This is a genomic window from Escherichia sp. HH091_1A (assembly GCF_030295175.1).
Classification (GTDB): Bacteria; Pseudomonadota; Gammaproteobacteria; order Enterobacterales; family Enterobacteriaceae; genus Escherichia; species Escherichia coli_F.
In genome coordinates this window covers 4,603,798-4,618,619 of record NZ_AP025747.1, presented here as the reverse complement: position 1 = coordinate 4,618,619, position 14,822 = coordinate 4,603,798, and the positions used below count along the sequence as shown (strand labels likewise).

Genomic DNA, 14,822 nt, shown 5'->3' with positions numbered 1-14,822 from the left:
CGGGCTACAGCAGCGATATCTTATGCACATAATGGCGACTCAAGGAGGGCTTATGTCACTGTCAATTGTTCATACCCGCGCAGCCCTGGGAGTAAATGCGCCCCCAATCACTGTTGAGGTACATATCAGTAAAGGTCTACCCGGCTTAACGATGGTGGGCTTACCAGAAACAACGGTAAAAGAAGCTCGCGATCGCGTGCGCAGCGCCATTATCAATAGCGGATATGAATATCCGGCGAAAAAAATCACCATCAACCTTGCTCCAGCCGATCTGCCAAAAGAAGGGGGACGATATGATTTGCCTATCGCTATTGCGTTGCTGGCGGCCTCAGAACAGCTTACAGCCAATAAGTTAGATGAATATGAATTAGTCGGAGAACTGGCGCTTACAGGCGCTCTACGTGGCGTTCCCGGCGCAATCTCCAGTGCAACTGAAGCCATTAAGTCGGGCAGAAAAATTATCGTCGCGAAAGATAACGAAGATGAAGTGGGGCTAATTAACGGTGAAGGATGCCTGATAGCCGATCATCTGCAGGCTGTCTGTGCGTTTCTGGAAGGTAAGCACGCTCTCGAACGCCCGAAACCAACTGATGCAGTATCCCGGGCGCTACAACATGATCTCAGTGATGTTGTCGGTCAGGAGCAAGGAAAGCGAGGACTGGAAATTACCGCCGCTGGCGGACACAACCTTTTACTGATTGGACCGCCGGGAACAGGTAAAACAATGCTCGCCAGCCGTATTAATGGCCTGTTGCCAGATTTAAGCAATGAAGAGGCACTGGAGAGCGCTGCGATATTAAGTCTGGTAAATGCTGAATCAGTACAAAAACAATGGCGGCAGCGCCCGTTCCGCTCACCTCATCACAGTGCGTCGTTAACTGCGATGGTGGGCGGTGGTGCAATTCCAGGGCCTGGTGAAATTTCGCTGGCGCATAACGGCGTGCTTTTTCTTGATGAGCTACCTGAATTTGAACGGCGTACACTGGATGCCTTGCGAGAGCCGATTGAATCCGGGCAGATCCATCTTTCACGCACGCGAGCAAAAATAACCTATCCAGCCCGTTTCCAGCTTGTCGCGGCGATGAATCCCAGCCCTACCGGACATTATCAGGGAAACCATAACCGCTGCACACCAGAGCAAACGCTGCGTTATCTCAACCGACTCTCTGGTCCCTTTCTCGACCGCTTCGATCTCTCACTGGAGATCCCATTACCGCCACCCGGCATTTTGAGTAAAACGGTAGTGCCGGGAGAAAGCAGCGCCACCGTTAAACAACGCGTAATGGCCGCCAGAGAGCGCCAATTTAAGCGGCAGAATAAACTGAATGCCTGGCTGGATAGTCCGGAAATACGCCAATTCTGCAAGCTTGAGAGCGAAGATGCGCAGTGGCTGGAAGAAACGCTGATCCATCTGGGGTTATCGATTCGTGCCTGGCAGCGGTTACTGAAAGTTGCACGAACCATTGCTGATATTGATCAGTCCGACATTATCACACGTCAGCATTTGCAGGAGGCAGTTAGCTATCGTGCCATTGACCGTTTGCTCATCCATCTGCAAAAACTACTGACATAAAAAAAGGGCATTTCGCCCTTTTTATTAATCGTCAGAATCGGTGTAGTCTTCAGCACCTTCAACCTGCGGTTTACCACCGGAAAGGGTGTGAAAACGTTTTGGACGCTTGATACGCGTCATATACTTGGACCACACGCGTTCTGCTTCTGTCACTGGCTCACGTTCGCCGCGGCATACTGCTACGAAGAGTTTCTCTTCCTCGGTAACCGGCTCGCGTTTGCCGAGATCCAGCTCATTGAAGGCATAACCATGACGCTCAAGCAGTTGTGCCTCTTTGATGGTGAAATCACCATGACGAGAGAATCCACGTGGATAATGTTTATTGTCGAAATATCGATTAGTCGTCGTAAAGCTTTCCGCCATCCTGCACGCTCCTAATTCTTTGACCGAGCTAGTTATGGCGCGGAGTATTAGTTACGCTTGACAGAGTGTAAAACAAAACATTTAAATCATAACGACAAATAATTTTGCGGAGAGCACTGTGGATACGGAATTGTTAAAAACTTTCCTGGAAGTTAGCCGAACGCGTCACTTTGGTCGAGCGGCTGAATCGCTCTATCTGACCCAGTCAGCAGTGAGCTTTCGAATCAGACAACTGGAAAATCAACTGGGTGTGAACCTTTTCACCCGCCACAGAAACAATATCCGTTTAACCGCTGCCGGTGAAAAGCTACTGCCCTATGCAGAAACGCTCATGAGTACCTGGCAGGCCGCCCGTAAGGAGGTGGCGCATACCTCACGACATAATGAGTTTTCTATCGGTGCCAGCGCCTCGTTGTGGGAATGTATGCTTAATCAGTGGTTGGGACGCTTGTATCAAAACCAGGATACCCATACAGGTTTACAGTTCGAAGCGCGAATTGCCCAACGGCAGTCTCTGGTAAAACAGCTGCATGAACGCCAGCTTGATCTTCTTATTACTACTGAAGCACCCAAAATGGACGAATTTAGCAGTCAGTTGTTGGGGTATTTCACTTTAGCGCTTTATACCAGTGCCCCTTCTAAACTAAAGGGAGATCTAAACTATCTGCGATTAGAGTGGGGGCCAGATTTTCAACAGCATGAGGCAGGTTTGATCGGTGCTGACGAAGTTCCCATTCTGACAACGAGTTCAGCTGAACTGGCACAGCAACAGATTGCGATGCTTAATGGTTGCACCTGGCTACCAGTCAGCTGGGCGCGTAAAAAAGGCGGTCTGCATACCGTTGTCGATAGCACAACACTTTCACGGCCGCTTTATGCTATATGGCTGCAAAATAGCGATAAAAATGCGTTGATTCGTGATCTATTGAAAATTAACGTGCTGGATGAAGTGTATTAATCAGAATGACTGGCAAGGATGCCGGTGGAAAGATTTACTTCGGAGAGGGTTATTACAGACAAAAAAAATCCTTAGCTTTCGCTAAGGATGATTTCTGGCAGGGGCGGAGAGACTCGAACTCCCAACACCCGGTTTTGGAGACCGGTGCTCTACCAATTGAACTACGCCCCTAATTAGGGTGGCGGAACGGACGGGACTCGAACCCGCGACCCCCTGCGTGACAGGCAGGTATTCTAACCGACTGAACTACCGCTCCACCGAATTCTTTTACAACCACCGGTTTTATGACCGGCTTACTGCTTAATTTGATGCCTGGCAGTTCCCTACTCTCGCATGGGGAGACCCCACACTACCATCGGCGCTACGGCGTTTCACTTCTGAGTTCGGCATGGGGTCAGGTGGGACCACCGCGCTACGGCCGCCAGGCAAATTCTGTTTCATCAGACCGCTTCTGCGTTCTGATTTAATCTGTATCAGGCTGAAAATCTTCTCTCAATCCGCCAAAACATCTTCGGCGTTGTAAGGTTAAGCCTCACGGTTCATTAGTACCGGTTAGCTCAACGCATCGCTGCGCTTACACACCCGGCCTATCAACGTCGTCGTCTTCAACGTTCCTTCAGGACCCTTAAAGGGTCAGGGAGAACTCATCTCGGGGCAAGTTTCGTGCTTAGATGCTTTCAGCACTTATCTCTTCCGCATTTAGCTACCGGGCAGTGCCATTGGCATGACAACCCGAACACCAGTGATGCGTCCACTCCGGTCCTCTCGTACTAGGAGCAGCCCCCCTCAGTTCTCCAGCGCCCACGGCAGATAGGGACCGAACTGTCTCACGACGTTCTAAACCCAGCTCGCGTACCACTTTAAATGGCGAACAGCCATACCCTTGGGACCTACTTCAGCCCCAGGATGTGATGAGCCGACATCGAGGTGCCAAACACCGCCGTCGATATGAACTCTTGGGCGGTATCAGCCTGTTATCCCCGGAGTACCTTTTATCCGTTGAGCGATGGCCCTTCCATTCAGAACCACCGGATCACTATGACCTGCTTTCGCACCTGCTCGCGCCGTCACGCTCGCAGTCAAGCTGGCTTATGCCATTGCACTAACCTCCTGATGTCCGACCAGGATTAGCCAACCTTCGTGCTCCTCCGTTACTCTTTAGGAGGAGACCGCCCCAGTCAAACTACCCACCAGACACTGTCCGCAACCCGGATTACGGGCCAACGTTAGAACATCAAACATTAAAGGGTGGTATTTCAAGGTCGGCTCCATGCAGACTGGCGTCCACACTTCAAAGCCTCCCACCTATCCTACACATCAAGGCTCAATGTTCAGTGTCAAGCTATAGTAAAGGTTCACGGGGTCTTTCCGTCTTGCCGCGGGTACACTGCATCTTCACAGCGAGTTCAATTTCACTGAGTCTCGGGTGGAGACAGCCTGGCCATCATTACGCCATTCGTGCAGGTCGGAACTTACCCGACAAGGAATTTCGCTACCTTAGGACCGTTATAGTTACGGCCGCCGTTTACCGGGGCTTCGATCAAGAGCTTCGCGTTACCGCTAACCCCATCAATTAACCTTCCGGCACCGGGCAGGCGTCACACCGTATACGTCCACTTTCGTGTTTGCACAGTGCTGTGTTTTTAATAAACAGTTGCAGCCAGCTGGTATCTTCGACTGATTTCAGCTCCACGAGCAAGTCGCTTCACCTACATATCAGCGTGCCTTCTCCCGAAGTTACGGCACCATTTTGCCTAGTTCCTTCACCCGAGTTCTCTCAAGCGCCTTGGTATTCTCTACCTGACCACCTGTGTCGGTTTGGGGTACGATTCGATGTTACCTGATGCTTAGAGGCTTTTCCTGGAAGCAGGGCATTTGTTGCTTCAGCACCGTAGTGCCTCGTCATCACGCCTCAGCCTTGATTTTCCGGATTTGCCTGGAAAACCAGCCTACACGCTTAAACCGGGACAACCGTCGCCCGGCCAACATAGCCTTCTCCGTCCCCCCTTCGCAGTAACACCAAGTACAGGAATATTAACCTGTTTCCCATCGACTACGCCTTTCGGCCTCGCCTTAGGGGTCGACTCACCCTGCCCCGATTAACGTTGGACAGGAACCCTTGGTCTTCCGGCGAGCGGGCTTTTCACCCGCTTTATCGTTACTTATGTCAGCATTCGCACTTCTGATACCTCCAGCATACCTCACAGTACACCTTCGCAGGCTTACAGAACGCTCCCCTACCCAACAACGCATAAGCGTCGCTGCCGCAGCTTCGGTGCATGGTTTAGCCCCGTTACATCTTCCGCGCAGGCCGACTCGACCAGTGAGCTATTACGCTTTCTTTAAATGATGGCTGCTTCTAAGCCAACATCCTGGCTGTCTGGGCCTTCCCACATCGTTTCCCACTTAACCATGACTTTGGGACCTTAGCTGGCGGTCTGGGTTGTTTCCCTCTTCACGACGGACGTTAGCACCCGCCGTGTGTCTCCCGTGATAACATTCTCCGGTATTCGCAGTTTGCATCGGGTTGGTAAGTCGGGATGACCCCCTTGCCGAAACAGTGCTCTACCCCCGGAGATGAATTCACGAGGCGCTACCTAAATAGCTTTCGGGGAGAACCAGCTATCTCCCGGTTTGATTGGCCTTTCACCCCCAGCCACAAGTCATCCGCTAATTTTTCAACATTAGTCGGTTCGGTCCTCCAGTTAGTGTTACCCAACCTTCAACCTGCCCATGGCTAGATCACCGGGTTTCGGGTCTATACCCTGCAACTTAACGCCCAGTTAAGACTCGGTTTCCCTTCGGCTCCCCTATTCGGTTAACCTTGCTACAGAATATAAGTCGCTGACCCATTATACAAAAGGTACGCAGTCACCCCATAAAGAGGCTCCCACTGCTTGTACGTACACGGTTTCAGGTTCTTTTTCACTCCCCTCGCCGGGGTTCTTTTCGCCTTTCCCTCACGGTACTGGTTCACTATCGGTCAGTCAGGAGTATTTAGCCTTGGAGGATGGTCCCCCCATATTCAGACAGGATACCACGTGTCCCGCCCTACTCATCGAGCTCACAATATGTGCATTTTTGTGTACGGGGCTGTCACCCTGTATCGCGCGCCTTTCCAGACGCTTCCACTAACACACACACTGATTCAGGCTCTGGGCTCCTCCCCGTTCGCTCGCCGCTACTGGGGGAATCTCGGTTGATTTCTTTTCCTCGGGGTACTTAGATGTTTCAGTTCCCCCGGTTCGCCTCATTAACCTATGGATTCAGTTAATGATAGTGTGACGAATCACACTGGGTTTCCCCATTCGGAAATCGCCGGTTATAACGGTTCATATCACCTTACCGACGCTTATCGCAGATTAGCACGTCCTTCATCGCCTCTGACTGCCAGGGCATCCACCGTGTACGCTTAGTCGCTTAACCTCACAACCCGAAAATGTTTCTTTCGATTCATCATCGTGTTGCGAAAATTTGAGAGACTCACGAACAACTCTCGTTGTTCAGTGTTTCAATTTTCAGCTTGATCCAGATTTTTAAAGAGCAAATATCTTAAACATGACTCGTAAGTCATCTTTAACGATATTAAGGTCGGCGACTTTCACTCACAAACCAGCAAGTGGCGTCCCCTAGGGGATTCGAACCCCTGTTACCGCCGTGAAAGGGCGGTGTCCTGGGCCTCTAGACGAAGGGGACACGAAAATTGCTTATCACGCGCTGCGTGATATTTTCGTGTAGGGTGAGCTTTCATTAATAGAAAGCGAACGGCCTTATTCTCTTCAGCCTCACTCCCAACGCGTAAACGCCTTGCTATTCACTTTTCATCAGACAATCTGTGTGAGCACTGCAAAGTACAGTTCTTTAAGGTAAGGAGGTGATCCAACCGCAGGTTCCCCTACGGTTACCTTGTTACGACTTCACCCCAGTCATGAATCACAAAGTGGTAAGCGCCCTCCCGAAGGTTAAGCTACCTACTTCTTTTGCAACCCACTCCCATGGTGTGACGGGCGGTGTGTACAAGGCCCGGGAACGTATTCACCGTGGCATTCTGATCCACGATTACTAGCGATTCCGACTTCATGGAGTCGAGTTGCAGACTCCAATCCGGACTACGACGCACTTTATGAGGTCCGCTTGCTCTCGCGAGGTCGCTTCTCTTTGTATGCGCCATTGTAGCACGTGTGTAGCCCTGGTCGTAAGGGCCATGATGACTTGACGTCATCCCCACCTTCCTCCAGTTTATCACTGGCAGTCTCCTTTGAGTTCCCGGCCGGACCGCTGGCAACAAAGGATAAGGGTTGCGCTCGTTGCGGGACTTAACCCAACATTTCACAACACGAGCTGACGACAGCCATGCAGCACCTGTCTCACGGTTCCCGAAGGCACATTCTCATCTCTGAAAACTTCCGTGGATGTCAAGACCAGGTAAGGTTCTTCGCGTTGCATCGAATTAAACCACATGCTCCACCGCTTGTGCGGGCCCCCGTCAATTCATTTGAGTTTTAACCTTGCGGCCGTACTCCCCAGGCGGTCGACTTAACGCGTTAGCTCCGGAAGCCACGCCTCAAGGGCACAACCTCCAAGTCGACATCGTTTACGGCGTGGACTACCAGGGTATCTAATCCTGTTTGCTCCCCACGCTTTCGCACCTGAGCGTCAGTCTTCGTCCAGGGGGCCGCCTTCGCCACCGGTATTCCTCCAGATCTCTACGCATTTCACCGCTACACCTGGAATTCTACCCCCCTCTACGAGACTCAAGCTTGCCAGTATCAGATGCAGTTCCCAGGTTGAGCCCGGGGATTTCACATCTGACTTAACAAACCGCCTGCGTGCGCTTTACGCCCAGTAATTCCGATTAACGCTTGCACCCTCCGTATTACCGCGGCTGCTGGCACGGAGTTAGCCGGTGCTTCTTCTGCGGGTAACGTCAATGAGCAAAGGTATTAACTTTACTCCCTTCCTCCCCGCTGAAAGTACTTTACAACCCGAAGGCCTTCTTCATACACGCGGCATGGCTGCATCAGGCTTGCGCCCATTGTGCAATATTCCCCACTGCTGCCTCCCGTAGGAGTCTGGACCGTGTCTCAGTTCCAGTGTGGCTGGTCATCCTCTCAGACCAGCTAGGGATCGTCGCCTAGGTGAGCCGTTACCCCACCTACTAGCTAATCCCATCTGGGCACATCCGATGGCAAGAGGCCCGAAGGTCCCCCTCTTTGGTCTTGCGACGTTATGCGGTATTAGCTACCGTTTCCAGTAGTTATCCCCCTCCATCAGGCAGTTTCCCAGACATTACTCACCCGTCCGCCACTCGTCAGCAAATCAGCAAGCTGATTCCTGTTACCGTTCGACTTGCATGTGTTAGGCCTGCCGCCAGCGTTCAATCTGAGCCATGATCAAACTCTTCAATTTAAAAGTTTGATGCTCAAAGAATTAAACTTCGTAATGAATTACGTGTTCACTCTTGAGACTTGGTATTCATTTTTCGTCTTGCGACGTTAAGAATCCGTATCTTCGAGTGCCCACACAGATTGTCTGATAAATTGTTAAAGAGCAGTGCCGCTTCGCTTTTTCTCAGCGGCGCGGGGTGTGCATAATACGCTTTCCCGCTACAGAGTCAAGCATTTTTTTGCTTTTCTCTGTCGAGATTCTCAGGAGAACCTCGCTGACCCGGCGGCTTGTTTGCCGTTGTTCCGTGTCAGTGGTGGCGCATTATAGGGAGTTATTCCGGCCTGACAAGAGGAAATTTAAAATAATTTTCCGACCGCGCATTTTTTCAGCAAAAACCCCGTTAATGTGCCATAAAACAAGCAATTTGCCGTTTTTGCAACCGTAATCACACTTCCTGGTGGCATACTAAGGAGGAATAAAAAGAAAAAGGAAGATTAGTAATGCCTTTAAGCGCACAACAGTTAGCTGCACAGAAAAACCTTTCGTATGTTCTGGCTGAGAAGCTGGCGCAACGGATCTTAAAAGGTGAATATGAACCCGGCACCATTTTGCCTGGTGAGATTGAGCTGGGCGAGCAATTTGGAGTGAGTCGTACAGCGGTACGCGAAGCGGTTAAAACGTTAACGGCAAAAGGGATGGTTTTACCGCGACCACGAATTGGTACCCGGGTCATGCCACAATCAAACTGGAATTTTCTTGATCAGGAATTGCTTACCTGGTGGATGACAGAAGAGAACTTTCATCAGGTCATCGATCACTTTCTGGTTATGCGTATCTGTCTGGAGCCGCAAGCTTGCCTACTGGCTGCAACGGTTGGCACCGCGGAACAGAAGGCGCATCTCAATACGTTAATGGCCGAAATGGTGGCATTAAAAGAGAACTTTCGCCGTGAACGCTGGATTGAGGTCGATATGGCCTGGCATGAGCATATCTATGAAATGAGCGCCAATCCGTTTTTGACCTCATTCGCCTCGCTCTTCCATTCGGTTTATCACACTTACTTCACGTCAATTACCAGCGACACAGTGATAAAGCTGGATCTGCACCAGGCGATTGTTGATGCGATTATCCAAAGCGATGGCGACGCGGCATTTAAAGCTTGTCAGGCGCTGCTACGCTCACCTGATAAGTGACACCCCGATAACAGGACATTGAATGAGCGATAAAAAGAAGCGCAGTATGGCGGGTTTGCCGTGGATCGCGGCGATGGCCTTCTTCATGCAGGCACTTGATGCCACTATTCTGAATACCGCCTTACCCGCAATCGCTCATAGCCTTAATCGTTCTCCTCTCGCGATGCAATCAGCCATCATCAGTTACACGCTGACGGTGGCGATGCTTATTCCGGTAAGCGGATGGCTAGCCGATCGCTTCGGTACGCGTCGCATATTTACCCTTGCCGTGAGTCTGTTCACATTGGGTTCTCTGGCCTGCGCACTTTCTAACTCGCTACCACAGCTGGTTGTCTTCCGGGTTATTCAGGGGATAGGTGGCGCAATGATGATGCCTGTTGCTCGGCTGGCCTTGCTGCGCGCTTATCCTCGTAATGAGCTTCTTCCTGTATTGAATTTTGTCGCCATGCCGGGTCTGGTGGGGCCAATTTTAGGCCCCGTACTTGGCGGCGTGCTGGTCACCTGGGCAACCTGGCACTGGATATTTTTAATCAATATCCCCATAGGTATTGCCGGCCTTCTTTACGCGCGCAAACATATGCCCAATTTCACCACCGCACGACGCAGATTCGATATCACTGGCTTTTTGCTGTTTGGCCTCAGCCTTGTTCTCTTCTCAAGCGGAATAGAGCTATTCGGTGAAAAGATTGTCGCCAGTTGGATTGCCTTGACGGTAATTGTCACCAGCATCGGGTTACTGCTTCTCTATATTCTCCATGCACGACGCACGCTAAACCCATTAATTTCATTAGATTTATTTAAAACCCGCACTTTCTCGATCGGTATAGTAGGCAATATTGCAACCCGTCTGGGGACCGGCTGTGTACCGTTCCTTATGCCATTGATGTTACAGGTAGGATTTGGTTATCAGGCGTTTATTGCCGGCTGTATGATGGCACCGACAGCGTTAGGTTCCATTATTGCAAAATCGATGGTTACCCAAGTCTTACGTCGTCTGGGCTATCGCCATACGTTAGTGGGGATCACGGTAATTATTGGGCTAATGATCGCTCAGTTCTCTTTGCAATCACCAGCAATGGCGATATGGATGCTGATCTTGCCGTTGTTTATATTAGGGATGGCTATGTCGACGCAATTTACCGCGATGAATACCATCACACTTGCCGATCTGACCGATGACAACGCCAGCAGCGGTAACAGTGTTCTGGCGGTCACGCAGCAACTGTCTATCAGTTTAGGCGTTGCTGTAAGTGCGGCCGTCCTTCGCGTTTATGAAGGGATGGAAGGCACAACGACTGTCGAACAATTCCACTATACGTTTATCACAATGGGCATTATTACTGTTGCTTCAGCAGCAATGTTCATGCTTCTGAAAACAACCGATGGTAATAATTTGATCAAAAGACAGCGTAAATCTAAGCCGAACCGCGTTCCATCAGAATCGGAGTAAGTTGTAATCGTTGTTGCTGAAGGGTCGGTTGGGTTATCCGATGGATGAGTACATCAATCGCCAGCTCCCCCAGTTCATCTTTCGGTTGATGGATAGTGGTTAATGGTGGCGTCATAAAGCTTGCCAGTTCGATATCGTCATAGCCAATCACCGCGATATCCTGCGGAACCTGTAACTCTGCCTGATATAGCGCCTGGTAAACGCCAACAGCCATAGCGTCATTTCCGGTAAAGACGGCCTGAGGACGCAGCGGATGTGATAACAGTTGGCGCATAGCGTCAAACCCGCCGTTAAATTCAAAATCACCAGTGACTTCATAGCCATCAGGAATGTTGAGACCCGCACGTTTCATCGCCGCCCGATAACCTTCCAACCGCAGGCGCGCCGGAGTTTTATCCAGCGGGCCGGTAATACAGGCGATACGGGTATGACCTTTATCGATCAGATATTGCGTTGCTAAGTCTCCGCCCAGCAACGAGTTATCCTGTATAAGATCGCTGTCGCCATCGAACGGTGCCCAGTCCATCATCACGGTAGGCACTGTCGGATAACGTTGCATGATTTCACGCGAAGGCTGATGCGTTTCGGTGCACAGTAACAGCAAGCCATCAACGCGCTTTTGCATCAGCGTTTCCAGATTACGATTCATCCGCTGCTCATCGCCTTCGGTATTGCAAAGAACAAGACTATAGCCGCGCTCGAAGCAGCTGCGTTCAACGCCACGCACCAGTTCAGAATAAAAAGGATTGGTACTGGCAGTAATCAACATGCCAATGGTTCGAGTCTGATTGAGCTTGAGGCTACGCGCCAGAGCTGATGGCGCGTAATTGAGTTCTTTAATTGCCGCTTCAACTTTGGCAGTAATCGCTTCACTGACGAAGCGATCTTTATTGATGACGTGAGAAACTGTTGAGGTAGAAACGCCCGCCAGGCGGGCAACATCTTTCATTGTAGCCAAGCGTCACCTCTGCCTGTCTAAAAATGCGTCGATCTCTTCACGCCATGGAACGGAAGGTTGTGCGCCTTTGCGCGTTACAGCAATCGCTGCGGCGGCATGAGCAAAACGAATCGCCTCCGGCAACGGTTTTTCTTCCAGCAACGCCGTGATTAACGCGCCGTTAAAAGTATCTCCGGCAGCAATGGTATCGACAGCCTGCACCCGGAATCCAGGAACGCGCTGACCTTCACCATTCACGCTAGCCCACACACCACGACTTCCTAAGGTGATCAGTACGGTACGGATACCTTTTTCATGCAGTACCTGCGCGGCCTTCGCTGCATCTTCATCATTTTCAACGCGAATACCGGTGAGCTTTTCTGCTTCCGTTTCATTTGGCGTAATAATGTCCACCAGAGCCAGCAGTTCGTCAGGAAGTTCACGAGCCGGAGCTGGGTTAAGCGCAACGATAGTCTTATTTTGATGGGCGATTTTCGCCGCTGCCATCACACTTTCGAGTGGTGATTCCAGCTGCATTAATAATGCCGATGCGTTAGCAATACGCTCACGTTGCGCCTCCACCAACGCAGGGGAAAGGGCTGCGTTAGCGCCGGCATGAATACCAATGACATTCTCACCTTCGCCATTAACAAAAATCAGCGCCACACCTGTTGATTCGCCTTTGATCACGCTCACCGGAGAAATATCGATGTTATCAGTGGCGAGCTGCTGGCGAACGCTCTCACCAATACTGTCATCACCCGTACAGGCAATAAACGCGATATTCGCACCGCTACGCCCAGCAGCCACAGCCTGATTAGCGCCTTTGCCGCCAAATGCAACCTGATAGTGATTACCGGTTACGGTTTCGCCTGGAGTAGGAAAAGATTGAAGATTAAGAATGTGGTCAGCATTAATGCTGCCAAGAACAACGAGGCTGCCTGCGTTTTGCATATTCGGGATGTCCATAAAATGCGCCACCGTGTTAGGGTGGCGCGTGCCCTGCTTTTCTTTATTTTACACGTTCATCTGTCGATGACGTATTTATGTCACCATCAGGTCATACAACCTGATTAAAACTACTGCTTAACAACCAGTTTCAGATCAACCGGATACTTAGCCTGAACTTTCTCGCCTTTCAGCACTTTATCGGCGGTTTCGACGCCTTTCGCGCCAATCTGATCGGGTAGCTGAGCGATAGTCGCTGCTAGTTTGCCATCATTCACCGCTTTTTCGCCATCCGGTGTACCGTCAAATCCGACGACCATCACATCCGATTTACCAGCAGTTTGCAGTGCGCGCAGCGCGCCCAGCGCCATTTCATCATTCTGCGCGAACACAGCCTGAACATCCGGATGAGCGGTCAACAGGTTCTGCATTACGTTCAAACCTTTGGTGCGGTCAAAGTCCGCTGGCTGGCTGGCAAGAACATTAAACTTGTGAGCAGCAACGGCCTGCTGGAAACCTTCGCCACGCTCACGAGCTGCGGAGGTACCGGCAATGCCTTGCAGCTCGATAACTTTGGCACCTTCACCCGCTTTCTTCGCGATATAATCACCCGCGATTTTGCCGCCCAGTACGTTATCAGAAGCAATATGGCTCACTACTTCACCTTTCGTGGCCTGGCGGTCAAGAGTGATAACCGGGATGTTCGCTTGGTTAGCCATCTTCACAGCATTACCCACTGCGTCGGAGTCGGTCGGGTTAATTAGCAGAATTTTGGTGCCGCGAACGGTTAAGTCCTGCACGTTCGCCAGCTCTTTCGCCGGGTTATTCTGGGAGTCCAGCACCACCAGGTTATAGCCGAGTTTATCCGCCTCTTTCTGCGCGCCATCTTTCAGCGATACAAAGAACGGGTTGTTAAGCGTGGAAACCACCAGCGCGATGGTGTCTTTTGCCATCGCATTCGCACTGACGGTGGCGCTTAGCGCAACAGCGGAAACCAGGGTAGCCAGTTTTTTCATGTTCATATTCAAGATGTCCTGTAGTCGTTATTACTGTTTTTTGTTGTCTACCAGCACCGCCAGCAAAATCACCACCGCTTTGACGATCATCTGGTAATAGGAGGAAACACCTAACAAATTCAATCCATTATTAAGGAAGCCAAGAATTAATGCGCCGATCAACGTCCCAACAATGCGACCTTTTCCGCCCGCCAGACTCGTACCGCCCAGAACCACCGCAGCAATGGCATCCAGCTCATAGCCAGTCCCCGCCGTGGGTTGTGCGGAGGAGAGACGCGCCACTTCAATGATCCCGGCCAGCGATGCCAGCAGACCACAAAGAGAATAGACGATGATTTTGATTTTATTGACGTTGATACCAGAAAGACGTGTAGCCGCTTCGTTGCCGCCCAGCGCGTAGATGTAACGCCCCAAACGTGTGTGATGCAGCATGTACCAGGCCGCGAGGAACACAATTCCCATGATCCAGACTGGCGTTGGTACGCCCAACGGGCGACCAATACCAAACCAGCCGAACAGATCGGCGTTCTCAGTAAAGCCGGTATTCACTGGGCTACCGTTGGTATAAACCATGGTCACGCCGCGCAGTAAAAGCATCATAACCAGCGTAGCGATAAACGCCTGGACGCGACCTTTCGCTACAATCACCCCGGTTACCGCACCAATAGCGGCACCTAACGCGAGAGCGGCAGCGACAGCCACCAGCGCATTGACTTCAATGCCGACGATAGATGCAGCCACTGCGCCAGTCAGCGCCAACAGAGAACCTACCGACAAGTCGATGCCCGACGTCAGGATCACCAGCGTCATCCCGACCGCCATAATGGCGTTCACTGAGGTTTGCTGGAGAATATTGAATAAGTTATTGATGGTGAAAAAGTTCGGGCTTAACGTCGAGACAATCGCGATCAGCACCAGCAGAGCGATAAGCGATTTCTGCTCCATCAGCCACGCTTTCGTGAAATAACGGCGACCAGAGACAGTCTGGGTTGTCAT

At 51.1% G+C, this 14,822-nt stretch carries 9 protein-coding genes, 3 tRNA genes and 3 rRNA genes; 4 read left to right on the top strand and 11 right to left on the bottom strand.

All coding sequences use genetic code 11. The features are described from left to right. The first annotated feature begins 52 nt into the window (after positions 1 to 52). Entirely contained in the window at positions 53 to 1,573 is a 1,521-nt protein-coding gene (locus QUF14_RS23000; RefSeq protein ID WP_000058977.1) for a YifB family Mg chelatase-like AAA ATPase, read from the top strand. Positions 1,574 to 1,597: 24 nt separating this feature from the next. On the opposite strand, the gene maoP is transcribed toward QUF14_RS23000, so the two are convergent. Beyond that, positions 1,598 to 1,936, bottom strand: coding sequence for a macrodomain Ori organization protein MaoP (gene maoP / locus QUF14_RS22995; RefSeq protein ID WP_000841001.1), 339 nt, complete (start codon positions 1,934 to 1,936; stop codon positions 1,598 to 1,600). A gap of 118 nt (positions 1,937 to 2,054) precedes the next feature. Here maoP and hdfR point away from each other — a divergent pair, with 118 nt between their 5' ends. Continuing rightward, the gene (gene hdfR, locus QUF14_RS22990) at positions 2,055 to 2,894 is read left to right on the top strand and encodes an HTH-type transcriptional regulator HdfR (RefSeq protein ID WP_000379254.1); all 840 of its coding nucleotides are present in this window, start codon (positions 2,055 to 2,057) and stop codon (positions 2,892 to 2,894) included. 95 nt (positions 2,895 to 2,989) lie between these two features. Here the strand turns inward: hdfR and QUF14_RS22985 are convergent. The 6 genes from QUF14_RS22985 to QUF14_RS22960 all read right to left on the bottom strand — a co-directional run bounded on the left by QUF14_RS22985 (position 2,990) and on the right by QUF14_RS22960 (position 8,303). Beyond that, positions 2,990 to 3,065: transfer RNA gene (locus tag QUF14_RS22985), tRNA-Trp, on the bottom strand. A gap of 8 nt (positions 3,066 to 3,073) precedes the next feature. Then, positions 3,074 to 3,150, bottom strand: a tRNA-Asp gene (locus tag QUF14_RS22980). 54 nt (positions 3,151 to 3,204) lie between these two features. Next, positions 3,205 to 3,320 (bottom strand): 5S ribosomal RNA (rrf, locus tag QUF14_RS22975). Between the two features lie 95 nt (positions 3,321 to 3,415). Beyond that, a 23S ribosomal RNA gene (locus QUF14_RS22970) occupies positions 3,416 to 6,320 on the bottom strand. Positions 6,321 to 6,514: 194 nt separating this feature from the next. Next, positions 6,515 to 6,590 (bottom strand) — tRNA-Glu (locus QUF14_RS22965). A 171-nt stretch (positions 6,591 to 6,761) separates the two neighbouring features. Further along, positions 6,762 to 8,303, bottom strand: a 16S ribosomal RNA gene (locus QUF14_RS22960). The 16S, 23S and 5S rRNA genes sit together here with 3 tRNA genes alongside, the layout of an rRNA operon. A 479-nt stretch (positions 8,304 to 8,782) precedes the next feature. Between QUF14_RS22960 and QUF14_RS22955 the strand changes: the two genes are divergently transcribed. Next, positions 8,783 to 9,475, top strand: coding sequence for a FadR/GntR family transcriptional regulator (locus QUF14_RS22955; RefSeq protein ID WP_001131177.1), 693 nt, complete (start codon positions 8,783 to 8,785; stop codon positions 9,473 to 9,475). Between the two features lie 22 nt (positions 9,476 to 9,497). After that, complete coding sequence (gene mdtD / locus QUF14_RS22950; RefSeq protein WP_001280843.1) at positions 9,498 to 10,925, top strand: multidrug transporter subunit MdtD; 1,428 nt, start codon at positions 9,498 to 9,500, stop codon at positions 10,923 to 10,925. On the opposite strand, the gene rbsR is transcribed toward mdtD, so the two are convergent. The 4 genes from rbsR to rbsC all read right to left on the bottom strand — a co-directional run bounded on the left by rbsR (position 10,891) and on the right by rbsC (position 14,822). After that, the gene (rbsR, locus tag QUF14_RS22945; protein WP_000224481.1) at positions 10,891 to 11,883 is read right to left on the bottom strand and encodes a ribose operon transcriptional repressor RbsR; all 993 of its coding nucleotides are present in this window, start codon (positions 11,881 to 11,883) and stop codon (positions 10,891 to 10,893) included. The two genes, mdtD and rbsR, sit on opposite strands and share 35 nt — an antisense overlap. A 3-nt stretch (positions 11,884 to 11,886) precedes the next feature. Next, positions 11,887 to 12,816, bottom strand: a complete 930-nt coding sequence (gene rbsK, locus QUF14_RS22940; RefSeq protein ID WP_001361088.1) for a ribokinase — start codon at positions 12,814 to 12,816, stop codon at positions 11,887 to 11,889. Between the two features lie 125 nt (positions 12,817 to 12,941). Beyond that, on the bottom strand, positions 12,942 to 13,832 hold the full coding sequence (gene rbsB / locus QUF14_RS22935) for a ribose ABC transporter substrate-binding protein RbsB (protein WP_001056273.1): 891 nt from the start codon (positions 13,830 to 13,832) through the stop codon (positions 12,942 to 12,944). Between the two features lie 24 nt (positions 13,833 to 13,856). Next, positions 13,857 to 14,822, bottom strand: coding sequence for a ribose ABC transporter permease (gene rbsC / locus QUF14_RS22930; RefSeq protein WP_000211858.1), 966 nt, complete (start codon positions 14,820 to 14,822; stop codon positions 13,857 to 13,859).